At 43.2% G+C, this 20414-nt stretch carries 13 protein-coding genes; 8 read left to right on the forward strand and 5 right to left on the reverse strand.

What is annotated here, in order from left to right:
* Positions 1 to 280: 280 nt before the first annotated feature.
* From BS333_RS10090 to BS333_RS10110, 4 genes are all read right to left on the reverse strand, one after another.
* A complete protein-coding gene (locus BS333_RS10090; protein WP_101903858.1) occupies positions 281 to 1414 on the reverse strand; it encodes a flagellin in 1134 nt (377 codons plus the stop codon).
* 408 nt (positions 1415 to 1822) lie between these two features.
* A complete protein-coding gene (locus BS333_RS10095; RefSeq protein ID WP_021709545.1) occupies positions 1823 to 2956 on the reverse strand; it encodes a flagellin in 1134 nt (377 codons plus the stop codon).
* A gap of 224 nt (positions 2957 to 3180) precedes the next feature.
* On the reverse strand, positions 3181 to 4086 hold the full coding sequence (locus BS333_RS10105; protein ID WP_021709546.1) for a Dyp-type peroxidase: 906 nt from the start codon (positions 4084 to 4086) through the stop codon (positions 3181 to 3183).
* 125 nt (positions 4087 to 4211) lie between these two features.
* Positions 4212 to 4673 carry a DUF2919 domain-containing protein gene (locus BS333_RS10110; protein WP_021709547.1) on the reverse strand — a complete coding sequence of 154 codons (462 nt, stop codon included), beginning with the start codon at positions 4671 to 4673 and terminating at the stop codon, positions 4212 to 4214.
* Positions 4674 to 4928: 255 nt separating this feature from the next.
* Here BS333_RS10110 and BS333_RS10115 point away from each other — a divergent pair, with 255 nt between their 5' ends.
* Entirely contained in the window at positions 4929 to 5285 is a 357-nt protein-coding gene (locus BS333_RS10115) for a DUF2956 domain-containing protein (protein ID WP_021709548.1), read from the forward strand.
* 33 nt (positions 5286 to 5318) lie between these two features.
* Here BS333_RS10115 and BS333_RS10120 read toward each other — a convergent pair whose 3' ends face one another.
* Positions 5319 to 5606, reverse strand: coding sequence for a winged helix-turn-helix domain-containing protein (locus tag BS333_RS10120; protein ID WP_021709549.1), 288 nt, complete (start codon positions 5604 to 5606; stop codon positions 5319 to 5321).
* Positions 5607 to 5894: 288 nt separating this feature from the next.
* On the opposite strand from BS333_RS10120, the gene BS333_RS10125 reads away from it, so the two are divergent.
* The 7 genes from BS333_RS10125 (at position 5895) to BS333_RS10155 (ending at position 20414) form a co-directional block, all read left to right on the forward strand.
* Entirely contained in the window at positions 5895 to 6242 is a 348-nt protein-coding gene (locus BS333_RS10125) for an ArsC family reductase (protein ID WP_021709550.1), read from the forward strand.
* Positions 6243 to 6260: 18 nt separating this feature from the next.
* A complete protein-coding gene (gene dapE, locus BS333_RS10130; RefSeq protein WP_021709551.1) occupies positions 6261 to 7397 on the forward strand; it encodes a succinyl-diaminopimelate desuccinylase in 1137 nt (378 codons plus the stop codon).
* A gap of 151 nt (positions 7398 to 7548) precedes the next feature.
* Positions 7549 to 8247, forward strand: coding sequence for a M15 family metallopeptidase (locus BS333_RS10135; RefSeq protein ID WP_021709552.1), 699 nt, complete (start codon positions 7549 to 7551; stop codon positions 8245 to 8247).
* Positions 8244 to 8441 carry a DUF2897 family protein gene (locus BS333_RS10140; protein WP_021709553.1) on the forward strand — a complete coding sequence of 66 codons (198 nt, stop codon included), beginning with the start codon at positions 8244 to 8246 and terminating at the stop codon, positions 8439 to 8441. Before BS333_RS10135 ends, BS333_RS10140 begins: the two co-directional genes overlap by 4 nt.
* Positions 8442 to 9211: 770 nt before the next feature.
* On the forward strand, positions 9212 to 12262 hold the full coding sequence (locus BS333_RS10145) for a BRCT domain-containing protein (RefSeq protein ID WP_021709554.1): 3051 nt from the start codon (positions 9212 to 9214) through the stop codon (positions 12260 to 12262).
* Positions 12262 to 18540, forward strand: a complete 6279-nt coding sequence (locus BS333_RS10150; RefSeq protein WP_021709555.1) for a HEAT repeat domain-containing protein — start codon at positions 12262 to 12264, stop codon at positions 18538 to 18540. Before BS333_RS10145 ends, BS333_RS10150 begins: the two co-directional genes overlap by 1 nt.
* Positions 18537 to 20414: a hypothetical protein gene (locus tag BS333_RS10155; protein ID WP_021709556.1), complete on the forward strand. Its 1878-nt coding sequence runs from the start codon at positions 18537 to 18539 to the stop codon at positions 20412 to 20414. Before BS333_RS10150 ends, BS333_RS10155 begins: the two co-directional genes overlap by 4 nt.

Here is a 20414-nt window from a genome sequence, read left to right on the forward strand (position 1 = left end):
ATTTCACCCTTTTATCGCCAAATAAACTTTGGTGGTAAGTAATTCGAAAGATAAATACCCAAGTAAACCCAAGGTAAGCTGAATCGAGCACCGTGAACCCACTTTGAAAGAGCCTACTATTCCGCTTCGTTGTCTTCCTTGAATTCGACTCAGTGACCTCGCTCTGAATCAAGCATCTTGAAGTCACTTGGGTATATAAGCATAAAAAAACCCAGCCGAAGCTGGGTTTGCACGCTCATCTCTCACCACGAGCTAATTTAATTTGTCTGCAGATTTGGTCTTAGCCAAGCAAGCTAAGTGCTGCATTCGGCGCTTGTTTCGCCTGTGCAAGAATAGAACTTGACGCTTGTGACAAGATTTGTGACTTCGTCATTTGCGTGGTTTCTTTAGCAAAGTCGGTATCTTTAATGCGACTCTTAGACGTATTTACATTCTCATTAATGTTATCTAAGTTGTTAATCGCATGGTTAAAGCGGTTTTGGAATGCACCTAACTCTGCACGGTGGCTGTCTACGTATTTCAACGCAGAATCAATGATCGCAACCGATTCTTGAGCGCCACCCACTGAAGTCACATCAATAGTATTGACCGTAACATCAGTGCCTGTCGTAAGACCTAATTCTGACGACAACTGACCACCGAAGCTTAGCGCACCATCAACTTTATTGTTACCAGCAAATACCTGTAGCTTGCCATCTTGATCCACCGATGCCTTAACTAAGTCAGTTTGACCATTGATATAAGTGGCAAGCTCTTCAATATCATCACCTTCTTTAGCATTAATCGTAATGGTTTGAGGTTGTGCAAACGTATCAGTCAAAGCAATGGTAAGATCGTTTTTGCCAGTCTCAACTCCCCAATCTTTATCCTTAGGCGTTGCTGCAATATAACTTTGACCACCCATCATTTCGTTGTCTGAGCGCATATCTTTTAGGTTCAGCATCACCGCTTCACCATTGTCTGCACCAATCTGGAAAGATTGTGTTCCGTAAGTGCCGTTAAGCAGCTTGTTACCACCAAATGAGGTTGTTTCTGCAATACGGTTAAGCTCATCATTCAAGGCTGTCACTTCTTCTTGAATAGCAACACGCTCTGCTTTTGAGTTTGAGCCGTTAGCAGATTGAAGAGAAAGATCACGCATGCGTTGCAAGATGTTAGTCGTCTCATTCATCGCACCTTCTGCTGTTTGTGCAATTGAGATGCCGTCGTTCGCGTTACGTACTGCAACGTCAAGGCCTCGGCTTTGAACATTCAAACGGTTTGAGATCTGAAGACCCGCTGCATCGTCCTTCGCACTGTTGATTTTAAAACCTGAAGACAAACGCTCCATTGACGTTTGCTGTGCGTTATTTGCATTATTCAGGTAACGCTGTGCGGTCATTGCTGCTACGTTTGTGTTTACATTTACTGCCATGGTGATTTCTCCAATTGATTTTCCGGTGTTGCGGTTTCCGACGTCTCGGAAAACCAAGTAGTTCTCTCAAAGTTACTTTTATTAACGGCGTCATTTTTGATTTCTTGAGAAAAAATTTAAGCTTTTTTTAAAAAAAGGTCAGATCTAGGGAAAATCGTGACTAAAGCACTAAAAAAAGAAAAAAGCGTCATTTTTTTCTAAAGCTTCTGTTTATGCTGTCGATAAAGGCGGGTTTAAGTGGGGTCACTATACTCAATTAACCTCAAGATGCTTGATTCCGAACGAAGTCACTGAGTCAAATTCAAGGAAGACAATGATGCGAATCGTATTCTATTTCTTATTTTTGTAATAAGAACGATTGTCTGACGCAAGAAGTCTGCTCAGTGGTACGCTCCCTAAGGGCGAGCGTTAACCAAGCAGGCTTAAAACAAGATTGGGGGCCTGTTTTGCTTGAGCGAGAATTGTTGTACTGACTTGCTGCAAGATTTGCTGTTTGACCATTTGTGTCGTCTCTTTAGCATAGTCTGCATCTTGAATACGGCTATTTGATGCCGCTAAATTTTCATGGATATTATCGAGATTGTTCATCGCATGATCAAAGCGATTTTGGTAGGCTCCCAACTCAGCCCTGTGGCTATCGACGTACTTCATTGCCGTATCCAAAACCGCCACGGCTCTTTGTGCACCGCCAACAGAAGTAATATCGATATCATCAACCACTTCATAACCTTTTGCCGCTAGATTGAGTTCATTGGCCAAGGTGCCAGAGAAAGACAAAGTGCCAGAAGTTTCCTCGCCTGCCATGAATAGCTGTAGCTGCCCATCTTGGTTCACTGAAGCGGTTAATTTATCCGTTTGACCATTGATGAAGGTGGCTAATTCCTCTACGTTATCCCCAGCTTTAGCTTGTATTGATAGGGTTTCAGGCTGACCTGTACGATTGATAAAAGAGACGTTTAATTGCTTTGTACTTTCGCTAACTCGCCAATTAGAGCTAGCTCTCTTCTGCGCAACATAACTAAACCCTCCCATATCCAAACCATCAGTACGCATTGATTTTAACTCTATTTGTACTGCCTCTCCCGAACTGGCACCGATCTGAAAAGCTGAGCGACCAAAGTGACCATTGAGTAATTTCCGCCCTGCAAAAGAAGTGGTTTCCGCAATACGATTCAATTCATCATTTAAAGCCGTTGCCTCTTCTTGTAAGGCAAGGCGCTCGGCTTGGCTGTTTGAGCCATTCGCAGATTGCAGAGAAAGGTCTCGCATACGCTGCATAATATTGGTGACTTCATTCATGGCGCCTTCCGCGGTTTGCATGATCGAAATACCATCATTAGCATTGCGTACAGCAACATCCAAGCCTCTCATCTGCGCTTGTAGGCGGTTAGAAATTTGTAAGCCAGCTGCATCATCTTTAGCACTATTAATACGCTTCCCCGAAGATAAACGCTCTAAGGATTGATTTAGCATATCCGTTGCCTTACTCAAATGACGCTGAGTCGTAAGAGCGGCAACATTGGTATTGACGGTAATTGACACAGAAGAGAAGTTCCAAATTAGGTTACTATTTCCATATCGGCCAAACGGAATAGAAGTTGAGCCATTTTTTCATCAATATTGCAGAAGAAAGAATAAAGCCCTCCGACGGGAAGGCTTTAAAAACAAATCATTGTCTTGTCGAAAGAAACGGGGCTTCATTGCACCGAAATACAGATGAAGCTTATATACCCAGTGACCTCAAGATGCTCGGGGGTAGGATGGATTTACTTTATAATCGCTAGTTCAGCAAGCATCGATTGCGAAGGTGCAAAGAAGTAAGCCCCTGTCACTGCCTTGGTAAAGCGCAGCAATTGATCGGTTTTACCATCCGTTACCCCATACATACTTTCTAACATCACTTTAATATTATGCAGCGTATGGCAGTAGGAAATAAACAGTAAACCATGCGGCCCCGTCACGCTGCCATATGGCAAGCTGTGGCGTACAACCTTGAGACCTTTACCGTGCTCTTTAATATCGACGCGACCTACATGAGATGCCGCTGGTACGTCTTCGAGTTCTATAGAGTCTGGTTTGGTTCGGCCAATAACCTTTTCTTGTGCCGACACACTAAGGCGGTTCCAGGCTGGTATGCTATGTTCAAAACGTTGCACCATCACATAACTCCCTCCCGCAAAATCCCCCTCTTTTATCAAAGCAACTTCTGCGCGAGCTTCGCCTTTAGGATTCTCTGTACCATCAATAAAGCCTGTCATGTCACGGGCATCTAAGTAACGGAAACCGTATGTCTCATCGACAACAGTGACATCATCTACAGTATCGGCAAGAAACTTCCTCATGATATAAAAATGCAAATCATGGCGCGTAGAATGGCAGTGGATAAGCACATCAACATCCGTACTTGGTGCAATCACCTCCCCCTGACCTAATTGAGTGAAATCAATCAATTCATCAGGCATTGGAGCATTCAAATGTTGCCAAAAAGAACGCGAAAATGCGATTGAGAGCGTCAAGTCAGCACCTGGTTGATTGTGATTGAGTTCTCTGACGAGATCAGGAAGCAATTTCAGTTGCTCCAACACTGTGGCATGGTTTTGATTGATTTTTAGCTGAGTATAAAGTGCAAATGGTCCTGCATCTGGCACAATCGCCGTTTGAGCTTGTGACATTTAAAAATCCTCTTTACATTGCCCCATATGGGAAATTTATCATTAATTTTATTATACCGAAGTAACCTCAGATGCTTGATTCATTGACCGCTTACAAGGACGAGATTACTTAGGTATGAGTGTTTTTAGGATTCAAGCTGTGGTACACGAAAACAGTCTCTAACCCACTTTCCACTCAGAAGATAGATCATAAACCAACTCAGCAAAATCATTGAAAGCGCATTAGGCCAACTAAAAACGCCATGCTCAAGATAGATATGATACACCGTCTGCACCAATTGAATCGCGCATAAGATCAAAGTCATTGCACGACCATGCTGAGTAATTTTACTGACCCACTGTCGGTCTGAATGCCTTAACCCCATTAACCACATTAATAATACGCTGGGTATACCCATAGCTAACCCAAGGTAGAGTGTACCTGAATCAGGATACACCATCGACAGGACTTTGCTTCCATTATCTCGGCTGACACCAGCCATGACAAATACACCCCAAGAACGAGCCAAAAACATCCAGCCCAGCCACAATAGTTTTGGCGCTTTTAAAAAACCATGGGCGTCATAATCATCCAACGCGTAACGCACAATATTGCCTTCTATATTTACATCTATATTAAGCGCAATCGTACCAGAGTTTTAAATCAGTAAGAATGTTATATTCATTTCCTCAACATAGAAAGGTACACTGTCACCAAGTATTCTCAAGATGCCTGATTCTGAGCAATGTCGCTGAACACATCATCTTGAGGTGACTTGGGTATACCCAAATACGCCGAATTCAGAGACTATGAATAAACGGTGTCACAACAAAAGTAGGCTGCTCACGAGGTCGCGCATCATATGAAAAAGAAAAACACTACTTCAGCTGTCCCTTCCCCAGAAACACAAACAGAGGCTATGGCCATTGCAAAGTCGACACAAAAACCTGGCCAAACAAAAGAGCAAACCAAACTGATCGCGCAGGGTATCGAAAAAGGGATTGCTCAATACAAAAAGCAACAGAAAGAGCGTAACCGCCAAGCAGATAAAGCGAAGAAAAAACAACAAAAAGATAAGCAAAAACAGCAAGCAGAACAGACCTTAACCGAAACCATCGAAATAAACCAACGTCCTTCAGCAAACGCCACTTTACTTCCATGGGGCCTACTCGTCTTAAGCTGGATTGGCTTTTTGGCTTATTTTTGGATCAACAAATAGCTGTTTTAGAAAAAATAGCCAGCGATTGCTGGCTCAGGCTCTTGATACAAGGCTGTTTGCTATCGCCCCTTGTCTTTCAAGTACCCATTGACTATCAAAAGGACCCCAATTAGATAATTGATAGTAACCGTCATTATGGCGTCGACCATCTTGAATAAAAGTCAGTTCGATTCCAATCCCTGGTAGTGCTTTCAAAACATCTTGAATTGTTCGACGCGGCCAGCCGGTCGTTTCAATCAATTTTGGCACATTCGGTCTCTCTAGATTTTCAACCAGCAAGGCTAAATATAAGCGCCTAGCAAAAACAGGACTCAATTCCATTGATCTCTCCTCATGTTGTGATGACTTATTATTTCCTTTTTGCGCCTGCAGATTTTGCGTTCGATCAATAACTGGTCTTTCTCACACCAATTATTAACACTATTGCTAATATACCAACAAAAAAACAACAAGGCTTTTAATGAAAGCTCAAGGTTTATGTACTTTGCTGTGAAATATTTGTTGTATCATTTTGTCAGTGTATCCGCTTCTTGGTAGGATGTTTTCTTCTACAGAAGTCGTGTAATGAACCGTAATGTTCATAAGCAAGGAATTAATAGGAAGATGACAATGATCACCATGTTCGGTATCCCAAACTGCGACACCATTAAAAAAGCCAAAAAGTGGTTAGAAGCAGAAAACATATCTTTTGAATTTCATGACTATCGTAAACAAGGTATCGATAGCGTTATGGTGACAGAGTTTTGCCAAGCACTTGGCTGGGAACAAGTGCTCAATAAACGCGGTACCACTTACCGCCAATTAACCCAAGAACAGAAAGACGGCCTAAATAAAGACAATATCGTGGCACTGTTAGTCGAACACCCGGCAATGATTAAACGCCCAATTCTAAAGGTCGATGCTCAATTTCACATCGGTTTTAAAGCGGAACAATACGCCGCGATTTTTAACAGTTAATCAAAGGAAAACTCAAGGATGATAGACAGTCCTGTAATCAACTTAGCCAAAGATTTAATCAGCAGACAATCGGTCACACCTGAAGATGCAGGGTGTCAAACTGTGATGATCGAGCGCCTCAAAGCTCTCGGGTTTGAGATCGAAGTGATGGTATTTGAAGACACAACCAATTTCTGGGCTCGACGTGGAACACAATCTCCTTTGTTTGCTTTTGCAGGCCATACAGACGTGGTTCCAGCGGGCCCAATTGAGCAATGGGAAACTCCCCCTTTTGAACCAACAGTAAAAGACGGTTACCTTTATGGGCGCGGAGCAGCAGACATGAAGGGGTCACTAGCAGCCATGCTGGTTGCGGTAGAACGCTTTATCGAGGCCAACCCAAATCATACGGGCTCAATTGGCTTTTTAATTACTTCTGATGAAGAAGGTCCATTTATTAATGGTACAGTGCGTGTTGTGGAAGCCTTAATGGCCCGTGGGGAAAATATCGACATGTGTATTGTCGGTGAGCCTTCTAGCACAGATAAAGTGGGCGATGTCGTCAAAAATGGCCGAAGAGGCTCAATCACTGGCGATCTCACAATTAAAGGGACTCAAGGTCATGTCGCCTACCCACACCTTGCCAACAACCCAGTGCACCAATCTTTATTGGCCATCCATGAACTCACGACAACGGAGTGGGATAAAGGCAATGAGTACTTCCCACCAACCAGCTTCCAGATCCCAAATGTTGCGGCAGGTACAGGGGCGTCCAACGTTATTCCTGGTGAGTTTAAGGTACAATTTAATTTGCGTTTCAGCACAGAGCTGAATAATGACATCATCGTTAACCGAATCACTGAAATCCTAGATAAACATCAGTTAGATTATGAGCTCAAGTGGACCTTTAATGGCGACCCGTTTTTAACCGACACAGGTGCATTACTTGACGCAGTTGTGTCCGCCGTCAGTGAAGTCAACCACACCCAACCGGCGTTACTCACTACAGGAGGCACATCCGATGGCCGCTTTATCGCCAGAATGGGTGGTCAAGTGGTCGAGCTCGGCCCTGTTAATGCTACCATTCATAAAGTAAACGAATGTGTAAAAATGGATGATCTTGAAAAGCTGACTCACATGTACGAAAAAACTCTACAGTACTTGTTTGCTCAGTAAGATCGGTTAATCGTAACCATTATCGTAAAAGTTTGCGGCTCGAATAATGAGCCGCAAACGATGGGCCACCTAACCACGTAAAATTGCGACGATGGAAGACAAATCTGCACCATCAAGGCTAGCCCAAAGCCCTAATAGAAATGAGATTATCATGACTCCAGAGCAACTGACCGGCATCACCAATACCCATTTGCAGTCTTATTTAATCGATCAGAAAACCTTTATGTTGCATCCTGCTGTTAGCCACGACTTACTCAATATGATCGAAGCGGCTAACAAAGCTGGGTTTAAAATGGAAGTTGCCAGTGGCTTTCGTAATTTTGAGCGACAAAGAGGAATTTGGAATGGTAAGTTCTCTGGTGACCGTCCAATTCTCGATGGCAACGCACAACCTCTTGATAAAGCATCTTTGAGTGATAAAGAGAAACTCATGGCCATCCTACGTTGGTCTGCCTTGCCGGGTGCAAGTCGCCATCATTGGGGGTGTGATTTTGATGTCTATGCACGTAATACGTTACCTCAAGGCACAGCTCTAAAACTGGAACCTTGGGAGTATCTTGAAGGCCATCAACATGATTTCTATCAATGGCTCACTGCTCATTTGAATCAATTTGGCTTCTTTCTGCCCTATAAAGCCGACAAGGGGGGGGTCGCCAAAGAACCTTGGCACATAAGCCATAAAAGTGTGGGACAACAGTGCCTAAGATCTCTAACCCCCGCACTTTTGACCCAGCAACTCCACCAGCAAAATCAGTTGGAACCTATCGGTGGATTTGACATTATCGTAAAACATTTAGATGAGATTTACAGTAAATTCATTACTAACATTACCCCACCGGAGGCACTATGATAGAACTACTTACTAATCCTTGGGTCATCATCATCGTTGTCTTAAGTGTGGTTATCGGTAATATTGCGGCACTAAAATATACCGCTAAGATGAAGTTTGATCATATGGACAAAAGTCGTGAGGATAAGTTGGACAAACTCAACGCTCTCGATAAACAGCGTCAAGAAGACACCGAACAGCAATCAAAAGATTGAGACATATTCAGGAGTGTTCAAAGATCTGTGCTCTACCCCAGTAACCTCAAGGTGCTGTGTTCATCGAGGTCACTTGGGTATATATCAGTTCTTTTTGAACACATTTTTAAATTAAATTTCAACTATTGCGATGGTCATTAAATCTATTATTTCAGTGGAAGTGTTAAATTTATTTTGGCCATCAGCAGTGAAAGTAAATTTAGTAGTAATAATTAAATCGCTCTTATATTTAATTATTCTTTTAATTCAAACACATAGAAATTAAAAACACTTGCAATACTACATAAGCCTTTATAATATATAGAAAACTTAAAGGGAATGAAGTCTAGCTTATATCATTTTACTGTTCGTAAAATGATGTGATTGGCGTTGCGCCACTCCTGTATATTCTCTGACATATAACACCAAGAAGATTATTTCAGCATCACGTGTACTCCCTATAGGGGTTAAGTTACGAGATGCCTGGAACAACCGCGTGAACGCGGTTGCGATCTCGCAACTTAACCCCTATAGGGAGTGTGATGCGGTGAATCTTCTAAGTCCCAAGTCTAGTAGTAGAATAAATTTCGCTTTAGGTTTTCTTGTAAATTTAACGCAAGAAAGAGGACGGTCAGATGCATGTCTGACCGTTTTTTTATACCCGTCATCCTGAAGTCGCGCATCTTTGCCACACTTCTCTGACCTTGTGACAACTCAACTTCCCACACAAGGTGGAAGAGTGCCATTGCTCAATCGCTTCATATGGATTGTGTAAAAAATGGACAATAAAAATGATCAATCCAATCAGCTTAACTCAGATACAACAAGCGAAAGCAAGAAAGAGCTCAAATATCCCTGCCCTTGTCAGCACCTCATGCTTTCAACGAATTGAACACCAAAATCCTGATCAAGAAGCCCTCTCTACTATCGCCACTTTTATCGCGTATAGAGACAGTTGCCAAAACGACAATCCAAAAGAAAAAGAACAACGACGACAAGAGCTTTTCGAGCTCATCGAATCTGAGCAGCAAGGCACACAATGCCCAGAGTCATTAAAGCTATATCAATTTTTACTCGAGCTTTGGCACAGTAAAGAGCCCGGTGATCGTACTGTGCTCTGCGATATCTTAGCTGAAATACCTCTGAGATATGGCGCTTGGCGCGGAATTAAATCTATTTTCAAACAAGCCGAATCTGAGGATGATTGGCAAATTTATGGGCTCATTCTCAGCCGTCTTGATCATGAACGTTCCACGCCGAGTGACACAACAGAAATCAGCCCAAATACGATCACTTATTTATTGCGTCGTGGTTGGCGAACACTAAAAAAATGCTCTGATCTGACTTACGCCGATGCCGTCAAATGGGTTTTGTGGTATTTCCCAGCAACGAACCGCATTAACCAAACACACCTCACGAACCGTGTTATCTACGGCACCAAACACACTTCACAGCACAAAGAGCCTTTTGTTTACCGTCACTTTGCATGGCAACGGAATCTCAATGCATTGTTCGATATTATTCAAAACACTCGGCATGAGCGCATCAGACAAGCGGCATTATCATTTATCACCAAGCATTGTGAATTTTTAATCCGTGATTTGTCTATTGAACAAGTAAAAGCACTCCAACCCAATCAATCTGCCGCTATCGATCATTTGATTGCCTGGATTCTTGAAAAAGACCCACGCTTCGAAGCGAGTAATCTGATTGCACTGAATTTGCACCAAACCTGTTTAAACTTATTGCATTCAACTGATCAACAGGCCAATCATTTTTCGGTCAAATACGCGACGGTTTACGCTAAAGATCTCGCAACTGAAGCCTTGCTCCCTTTACTCAATCACTCTGAATCACGAGTACATCAATTCGCCTTAAGTTTGCTGCAAAGTCGAGACCCTAAACAAGAAGTAAGCTTTGAACAATGGGGCAGAATATTAGAAACAAGACATGGCTATAAACTGGCATCTGACGTCCTGATTGAAAAATACCCTCAGTCTCACTTTAGCTCGGATTGGCTCCTTGAACGACTTAAGCAAGGGCATGGCCCCAGCTATAACTTTGCTAAAAAGTGGATTGAGAAACACAAATTTAATTTTGGCGCTCTCACTTATGTTGACCTTTTAATTGAAAAGAAAGACGTTTATGATCTGGTTTCATTTATCTTTGGACGTCTTCATAAAATCAACCTTTCTGATTTAAATCAGAGTATCGAGTTGCAAGCCTTATTGCTTGAATTTGACCATAACTTTCACTTTTTGCAGCGTCTTATTGAAGAAAACCATCTCCACGTTACCTTTTGGTCATTACCCTTCTTGAAAAGCTTAGTCGACGGCTCTTCTTGGGAAAATACGGATTGGTGGCAACACGTAAACACAAAATACCCTCATATCGAGTCATCCTCTTCTCGCTATTCTTTAACATCGCGTGTCTTCAAGATGCTGACAGATGTTCGCTACTTTACCCCCAGTGAGCTCAGTTTGGATTGGATTTTAGGCTTATGTGAGCGCCCTAAGCAGGTCGATAATTCCATCAGTGAAAAAGCGGCAGAATACTTACTCCAATCTTTCAAACCTGAAGAGTTTTTACCTGCAAAAGAGTCATCTAATCAAGCTGGACAAGAAGAAGATATTAGTGCTGACCTTGCACACAAAACCTTTTTATTTACTGGCCAGCTCGCCACGATGACCCGCTCAGAAGCTCACGACAAAGTCCAAAAAGCTCAGGGGTGTGTTGCAAAAAGCGTCACTAAAACACTCAGCTTTTTGGTGATTGGCGATAAGGGCTCCCCGCTTTATGGCGAAGGAAAAAAAGGCAGTAAACAACTCAAAGCTGAACAATTATCGGCGAATGGAGCCAGTGTTCAAATTATTTCTGAGGCTGCCTTTTTACTTATGCTTTCAGGTAAAGCGAGCGTAGAGACTGCCGATGACAAAAAAGTGGAAGCAGGTTGCCTCCACCTTTGGGATATGCTCTGCAACAGCCAAAGTGAGCACTTGCGTCGAGTATTATCCTCTTACGTGCAGCATCATCACCCTGTCTTACGATTACAATCGAAAGACTTCAAGGCAACCACAGGCGGTGGTTTACCAGAATCATTTTTTACTTTTGAACGCATCAGGCCACTCGTGCAACACAAAGAGGCAGATTTACGCTTATTAGGCTCAGCATTATCCCATTGTCACTTACATGCTTGGACGGAATCCATTCCTGACTTTTTGGACTTTTGTGATCACCGAGATCCCCATATCGCACGTATCTTCACTCAGGCTTTTACCTGCGAGCTTACGCCCGAAACGAAAGGAATTTACCTTAATCCAGAGTCCATCCGTGTTGAGGATGTTCTGTACCTGTGTGACCATCGTTCTAAAGCATTAAGAAATATCGGTATTTACTTACTCAAAAAGCATCCGCACCTTCAGCAAACCCAGTCGTTAGTCAGTTTGATTGAAAGTGAAGATCATCAAGTAAGAACCGCAATCATTCACTGCATGATCAACGACTCCTCTTATCAGCCTTCGTCAAATACGGCGGTGATTGAGTGGTTCCGCCAAGTGCTATTTACCATTCCATCTGGTCGTCATCCCAAAATGTCGAATGGAAATCTAGCAGAACTCAAGATCAAACCTTTGCCGTCACGGCAAGCAAAAAGAAAACTATTAGAAAGCTTGCGCGATGTCGCAATTGAACAAATTAAAGACCATAAATTTGATTTTGCCCACGCACTGCTCACCCTGCTTGAAGAATTTATAGCAACGCATGGCAAGAGTGAATATGCCGCTTGTCTGGTGGCAATCACTCGCATTGAAGATCAGTTGATGGCGAAGGAAAACGAAAAATAATGATTAAGTACAATTTAGCTTTTGGTGGTCAAATCAAAAGCCTAGCAGCCAAAGAGGAACAGGTCTTTTTTACTACATGTATTGAAGACACAGGTAAAACTTACCTTTACCAATTAGATACCACTGATTTTGTCCTACATCTAAATGCAGAATATTTGCTGAGTGCATCAACATTGCACATGGCAAAACAAAGCGATGATTGGTTAATTCAGGGCTGTATCAGTGATGACCCAAACGACGCAGCGGGTTTAAAAAAATACGTTTTTCTTGATGCAAAGGGACATACCTGCATTGATACTCCGCTCCCAATTACGTGCGCAGCATTAATCGAAAGTAAGCAAAAAATTTCTGGTGTGATTTATTCACAAAGACATTGCCTTATCATTCAATACTTTACTTCCCAGCACCAACAACAAATTGATTGCAGTAAACAAATCACATCAGTCGCGCTCGATGCTACTCAGACTTGGCTCGCCGTTGGGTTGAACGATGGCAGCATTGCAGTTTACCAATGGATTGATAATGCTTGGAAGTTTTCTGATCAAGCCAAGATTCATTCGGCAGCAGTCACGGAACTTAATATTGATAGCGATACTCTAAGTATTTATTCAGTAGGTGATGACCAGTGCCTATTTGAAACCTATGCACGAGGAAAATTGGTCGCCCAGAAGCGCAACCAAACCCAGCATAAAGGGCCGATCACCGCGATTTCTTTGGGTCAGCGGTTCTATTCTGCTTCCAATGATGGCAACGTTCTCAGTTGGCCAAAAGAAAATAAACTAAAGCCTGCCAGTTTCAGTCACAAACAGCTCAAACCCGTCGCACTTTCATTAGCAGCACGAAATGGCAAACCAATGTTAGTTTCAGTGAGTGAAAACAATACTATTCACTTTCTGCCACTGAAAGATGATCATAAAGCTTCCTTCATCAGTCATGTGTTTTATGATGGTTATCACTTCTGTTTGGAAAAACTGCAAGAGACCGTTGAGCATCAGCGTACTGCGATTGATTGTTTGCGAGCTTGGCAAGATCGGACATCCTTAAAGATCTTGGCCGATTTTGCCGATGAGAATAAAAGTGATTCAGCAACCGTTCAAGCAGCAGTCTCTGTGATAGCGGATGCAACGCATACCAAAGCGAAGAAACATCTATTATCTCTACTCGATCATTCCCTCGCTTCTATCCGAGCTCAGGCATTTGATGCCCTACCCAAGCATTTTTTAACATTAAGTGATAGCTATGAAGCCTGCCTTAAAAGCCAATACCCGGACATCATTCAACAAAGTTTGCGTGAATTAATTTCGCTAACGACACAACAACTTTTTGCAACAACACAACTGCATGATCATCTAAAGCATTTTTTACAGTCAGCAGAGCACGACTTACGAACTTGGACCCTAGATACTTGGTTTGCATATGATCGTAACGAAGCGACAACCGTCGGTATGCAGCATTATCGAGCCGATGTCGTAGAACACACACTGCTGCTTTTATTTAAGCATCAACTACTTGATATGCAGCTTCTTGGACAAGCACTCAACCATAAGGAACGAGAAGTTAATTTGCTCGGTTATCTGTTAATGCTTACGCAAGAGCCGAGTTTGCTGAGTTTTGTCTTGCAGCATAATGCGACATGGGTTGAGAAGTTGAAGGAATTCAAACCTTGGTACCCTGAAGGCTGGCGACCTAAAAAGAGCAAAACAAAGCCTAAAGCCAATGCATTGCACCCTTTAGTGCGCGCTTGCCATGCTCAACATACTCATGTGGCCGTTTGGGGCATGTGCGATTGGGCACTGTTAAAAGATGAACATGTATATTCACTGATTAAACAAACGATTCAAAGCCAGTCAGGCGCAGAACTGATCGCTTTACTCAAAGCACTTCATGGTTTCAAGTATGATGATGTTTCTGATATTTTGGTGGAGAAGCTTTCTGAACCGAAACAATTTGAAATTCGGCATATTGCTTGGACACTGTTATGTGAGCGCAACCCATCACCCTCTCTTGTTCCAGTGAATTTTGCTATGCAATCTGGACATGAAGATGTTCAACAATGGGCCTTTGACTATTGGCGACAACACATTGATGCTGAACAACTAAAAGATCAGTCCAGTCAAGCATGGCAACAGTTCTCCCTATATTTGAACAGCCAACATGCAGAAGTAAATACACAGGCCGTTCAGTGGTTTCTTAGCTTAAAAGATCACTTAAAAGTAGAGGACAAAGTTCAATATCTCGCCACGTGTGATAATCAAAGAGTTCGTCTTCGTGCGTATCAAGAATCCAATGCATCGATCCATCAATCTTGGGCAAGTCAAACTCTGATAAGCGGCTGTGATGACCCCGTCCTAAACAATGCATTGTTGTGTTTTAGCAGTTTACGCCAATACAAAAATGGCAAAAATATCAGCCTGCTTATACCTTGTTTACAAAGTATACACGCCGAGCTGCGAACGAATGCTCTAGAGTCGCTACACCAACATCGTCACAAACCCAGTGTCCAATTGGCCATTTCATCACTTGTTGCCGTTGAAAAGCATACTGTACTCAGACAAAAAGCGATGCAAGTACTCATCGGCTTACTTTCAAGTCAAGCACATACAGAGACTCAAGCCATTCTGGCCCCTCTTCTCAACTGTGAGTATGTGGATATTCGTTTATCTGCCGCGACTTATTGTACTGATGAGCCACTGGCGACTCGAATTTTACTGGATACCGTTCTGGAACCACATCCAACTAAGCCAAATCAAATCCGAGATTGGAAAGAAAATCGCGTAAAGTCAGTCCTTGGGTTACGTCATCATAAATTGTCTGTTGATGAGCTCATATCTCTTATTCAGATCTGGCAAGAGATAAATCAGCAAACCCAACAATCGCAAGATCAGCAGCTTACTAATGGATTGCTTAATATTTATCTGGAGAACCTCTCTACACTGAGCGCACAAGATAAATCTCAATTAATTGTTGCATTTGGTGGTTCATGGAAAGCAAATCTGCAAGCAGAAATTGATCTGCTACTTGGGTATTTAGGAGATACACAAAGCCTAGCAAAAACCTTCAATACCTCTCTGACGACAGCAAATACTTTAGTCTTAGCGGCTTACCATGGAAACACTCAACGCCTGCTCGCCACCGCAGAAACGACTAAGCCGGAAGCATTGCTCGCCATGATATTACTCTGCATGCATGCCGAAAAACACCCCAAAACTGCCTTGGCTCATTTACAGCAAATGGCGCACAAAGTTCATGATAGCTTCGCATTTCCCGCGCTGGAAATCTTAAAGCCCGATATGACAGGAGCAAGCATCATAAAGACTCTGTATGAACAAAGCGATGGTGGTCATGTTGAAAATGCAATTCATGAAGACACTTGGGCACAACTGTGGCAATCATTAAGCGGGAGCAACATTGGCTTAATGCAGCAAGGGCTAGCATTGATTGAAAGGCTACTTTCTCATCCTATCAATGTTGATGAATCCGCTTCTTTCAATCGAATGGTGGCAGAGAAATTAGGTCCTTTGCTCAGCATAACGACTCAAACGACACCGTTGGGATATATGCCAACGTCCGACGTTGCTGCCTTATATTTTTGTCGTTTCCAAACCTATTTACGTTTGGCTAATCAGAAAGATAAATACCAAATCGAAGCCTGCAAAAAGCTCCATGCTCTTTGGCAGGAAGCCTCAACAGCTCAGCAAGAAGCCCTTTGGCTTATGTACTTGCCCGCTTTTGAGCAACTTCGATTAAGCATCGATTCTTATCACGCTGCGGCACAGTTAATGCCAATTTATCAGGCGCTTTATGAGCAAACGCAACAGCCTTCTCCAGCTTGGTTAATGGCACTGCTCTCAGAGCCATCACAAGTCTGGCATCAACTTGCAGTAGAAGCCTTAATTGCTCAACACGCCGATGCCGCTTTGAAAGAAATCGCACTGACCATCAAGAGTCACGCTGCCTACAATGCCTTTGAAGTAGTCAATCAGCGTCTGCAAAGTGAAACGAAAACACAGCTAGTTTTTCTTGAGCAAGCACTAAATGCACCTAATGAAAACATAAAATACAGTGCGATTGATTTATTGAAACATCAATCACCTACATCGCTTTATCCATTACTCAAACAAACGGATACTAAGCTGGTTATTAAGGTCGCGAAAGTCTTGCTTGAGTTAGGTGATAAAACGGCCAGTGAAACCATACTACAACGCTTTTTATCCGCTGATGATGCATCGCTAAAGCGCCAGTGTTTTGAGTTACTGGTCAAGCTATCTCAAACTCAGCCACTGTCGACGTCTTTGTATGCGCACATCATTCAATACCATTACAACCACGACAGTTTGCATCAACTTGAAGATTGGATAATCAAGCTCAAAGATGTTCGTGATGAAAGTCTTAGTGAAATCTACCATTACCTTCGCACCTCTAAGGATAAGGCGCTTCGTGAACCCTTGATCGATGCTTTGATCGAGTTGTCCAACTGTCGTCAAGCACTCACAGAAGATGGACAACTTCCCTTCGATACCAATCCAGTGCCACGTCACGAGAAAATCATCATTTCTTTGTTGTCGATATTAGTTGAGCAGCCTGAAGCTCACCACCACTATTACGAATTACCTGCGCTGGTTAAGATGGCAAGCCAATGTTTCAGTGATGATGTGGAATCAAACTTATTACAGTGCACTCACTCTGCAAATGATAATTTAGTCAAGAGAGTCATGCCCTACATTGAGTGGCGCATTCGTTACCGTAGTATGACAGCCGACGGGCTCGAGCACTTGCTATCTCATGCTAACCATGACATTCGTTTCTTTGCTGCTGAAACCTTGGCAAAACATGGCCGATCTCAAGGGCAAGCCATTCTACTCAGTAGTATCGATCTCCTTTCAGATATTGAGATGCGTGGGCGAGCAGTCATTGCACTGGGATATTGTCATCAAGCAGCCAGCTTTGATCGTTTACTCAGCTTGGTGAACGATCCTGAGCACGCACTTCACGCCCATGCCTGTGAGGCCATCGGGCAATTTGCTGCCACACAAGAATATGGTGACAGCAAGCAGCACAAACAAATTGAGCGTAAACTGCTGAATGCTTGCCAACATCAAGATTGGCTCGTGCGCTATCATGCGCTGATGGGATGTCGTTGGTTAGGGAATACACGAGCTTGGCAGAGCATTATACAGGCAATTTGTGATGATGATTGTGACGTACAAGAGCGGGCAATATATTTACTAAGATATGCTCCCGCTGAACTCGCACAAGATCTGGTCCTTGCCATGCTTGCTTGTGATGACTTGGGTAAATGGGGCCTCAATAATGTTAGGCTTTATTTCGACACCGCTTGTTCACGCAATACTTTAGACACGGCACTTGCCCTGCATCCATCTTCGGCGGATACCGTCTACGCCGCCTTGTTTGCTAGTGGAGTCAACATTGAGCATCATGCAAACTTATTCGGTCAGGCAGAAGTCGATCACTGCATTAAACATGCTCCAGTTGACGTTTTGTTTGAACGATTGGATGACATGCACCGAGGGATTTACCAAGCTTGCCTGTTTAGTTTGCCGGAGCGAACGGACATCGATCTCGAGTTCATCAGCGCCTTGTGTCACAAGCCAGCTATCTCGACTCGTACACTGACTGTCGTTTTGGAAATCTTACTCAGCCAATTTACCAAGTCGAACAATCAACTTACAGCCAAATACAGCAAACCATTAATGCACTACTGGCATCAACGCGTTGAAGAAGGCAAAGAGCATTTCGGATTAAGCAGCAGTAAGAGTACGGTAGGTAGCATGAAATTTGACGTCTGGTGTCAACAAGTTTCAGCACTGGCAAACGCGCTCAGCATAATGCAGCTGGATAATATCGCACTCATGGAGGCGAAAGCTGCGTTTGCTCACATCGACTCCGTCATTTTGTCTTTAAATAAAGCATTACTCAATATTGCTCCACCTGCGCGAACCACAGCAACCAACATGGATGACGCAACGGCTAAGCAAGCCCTTTACTCAAGTCAAACTCAACAGACAGCTATTGAACATTTGCTGGCCCAAGGCAAAGAAACCGAACTGATAACACAAATCCAAGATGCACAAGCGTCTGAATTATTGCGTCTTGGTGCGCTGATTGGATTAGAAGGTTCCACCTCTCCAGATCTTGAGACCTACTTTACTCAATTAGGTCAAGATGACCGTCTCGATAACGAATATCGTCAATTGGCATGGCGTAGCTTACAAAAAGTTCGCCGCCGTTTAGTTAAGATTCAAAAGGCGCAAGCATGATCGATCCAAACGCTCAACAAGAAGCGAATACCCGTCAACAGATCAAAGCGGCTTATCGTCAAGAAAGTCGTTTGCACATGGACAAAGATGAGGCAGCCATCCAGCTCATCACCGATAACCTTCGTCATCAAGTGCACTTTCAAGGGCAGCTTGCTGATCCTTTAAAAGCCCGGGCTTTATTACTTAGCCTTTATGATGTTGTGGCCAGTGACCACCGTTATAAGCCTAAAGATAGAGCAGCGTATCAAGCTTATCAGCAACATAAAAAAGAGCATGCAAACGCCAACGCATGGCAAGCTCAGCAAGCGTATTTCGATTGGTTGTTACGTAACGACCCTGATGCTTTTTGTGTACTTGACCCGATCGTCAGTGTCCACCCTGATCAAGTCATGTTTGAGGTATTTAGCAAAGATGAAGCGAGTTATGCCTGCCTGAGTTTAGATATGCATGCTTTCCATACTCACAGTAATAAATCTGAAATCCAGTATGGTACGACCAATATTAATTTTAGCGAAGCGTTAGTTCAGACTTTGCAAATGGCCCGCAGTCACCGCAGCACTGAACTGCGTATCGATGCGGGGCAGATTGAAACACAAATCACTGAAGGTGGTGAAGTACTGGCTTCACAGCTAGAAAAAAAGATTCAATTGCCCGATTCATGGCTCAGAGGGTTGCTACAAGTGCAAGCTGCTGCAACCTTACCTAAAGAGCGCTTTTTCATCGAGCCAATGGACTTATACAACTTACTCCGCCATTTACGTTTAAATGCAGATAAAAAGCGCCAGAGACGCGGACTGCGAGTAGAACTCGCTCCTAACCAACCGACTCGTCTGGTGTTAGAGCCTTGGGAAACCGTGATTGAGAGCAAAGGGGCACAATTTCAAGGCAAAGAAGGCATGGTGTTACGCCTATGGGGTCGCCGACGCCTGATGCTTCTTAAACGTATTTTGCCTTTCATCGATTCGATTGAAGTTCAAGTACTCGGCAGTGCGATGCCTAGCTTTTGGATCATGCGTGGGAAAGGTTTTAGTTTTACTCTGGGGTTAACCGGATTTACAGCGAAAGATTGGGCACAAAGCGCCTGTTTTGATTTGTTGTTACCGAATCTTAATACACAAACCAATACTGACGATTTATCCCAAGTTCTTGATCAACTACAAACCCATTGGGTGATGTCTTTCGAGGCACTGCATAAAGCCACACAACTAAAAAAACCAGCGCTACTCGCGGCATTACAAATGGGCTGCCAACTCGGAAAAATCATTTATGACCTCAATCTCAATTGCTACCGGTTACGGCCTATTCTTATGGATTCTATCCAGCCTGAACGTGTGGCCTATCGCGACCACCAGCACTGTCTTGCTCATGATTTCTTAGCCAAGCCTGACACCGTTCGTATAGAAAAAGAACAGCCAATTCCAGAGCAAGGATTAGAGATTATTGCTCACATTCATCTCGATAAGCAGAATTTTAACGAAAGAACAGTGTTGCTTATTGATGTGGATGGCTATGTAAAAAAAGCGCAATGCAGTTGCAGTCATTTCAGACAACATCAACTCAAGTCCGGCCCTTGTGCCCACTTAATTGCAACTAGGATCAAACAAGAAAAATTGGCGATTGAGCGAAAGCAAAATCCCAAGCTCCGTAAAGCCATTACCCATGAAACTCAAGCCCTCACACGCCGTAAAGGCGAACAAATACTGATGGTACAAATTAGCCTAGACCAAAAACGACTCACCATCAGTCAAGGCATCGCAGGAGGCAAACTTCGCCCACAACGTATTCAATTTAATGAAGTTGCACAGGCAAGAAATGCCTATTTTGAGAAAATAAACCACTTTAAAGACCGTGGCTTCTTGGTGAATGCAGGATAA

Source organism: Vibrio azureus (genome assembly GCF_002849855.1).
Classification (GTDB): domain Bacteria; phylum Pseudomonadota; class Gammaproteobacteria; order Enterobacterales; family Vibrionaceae; genus Vibrio; species Vibrio azureus.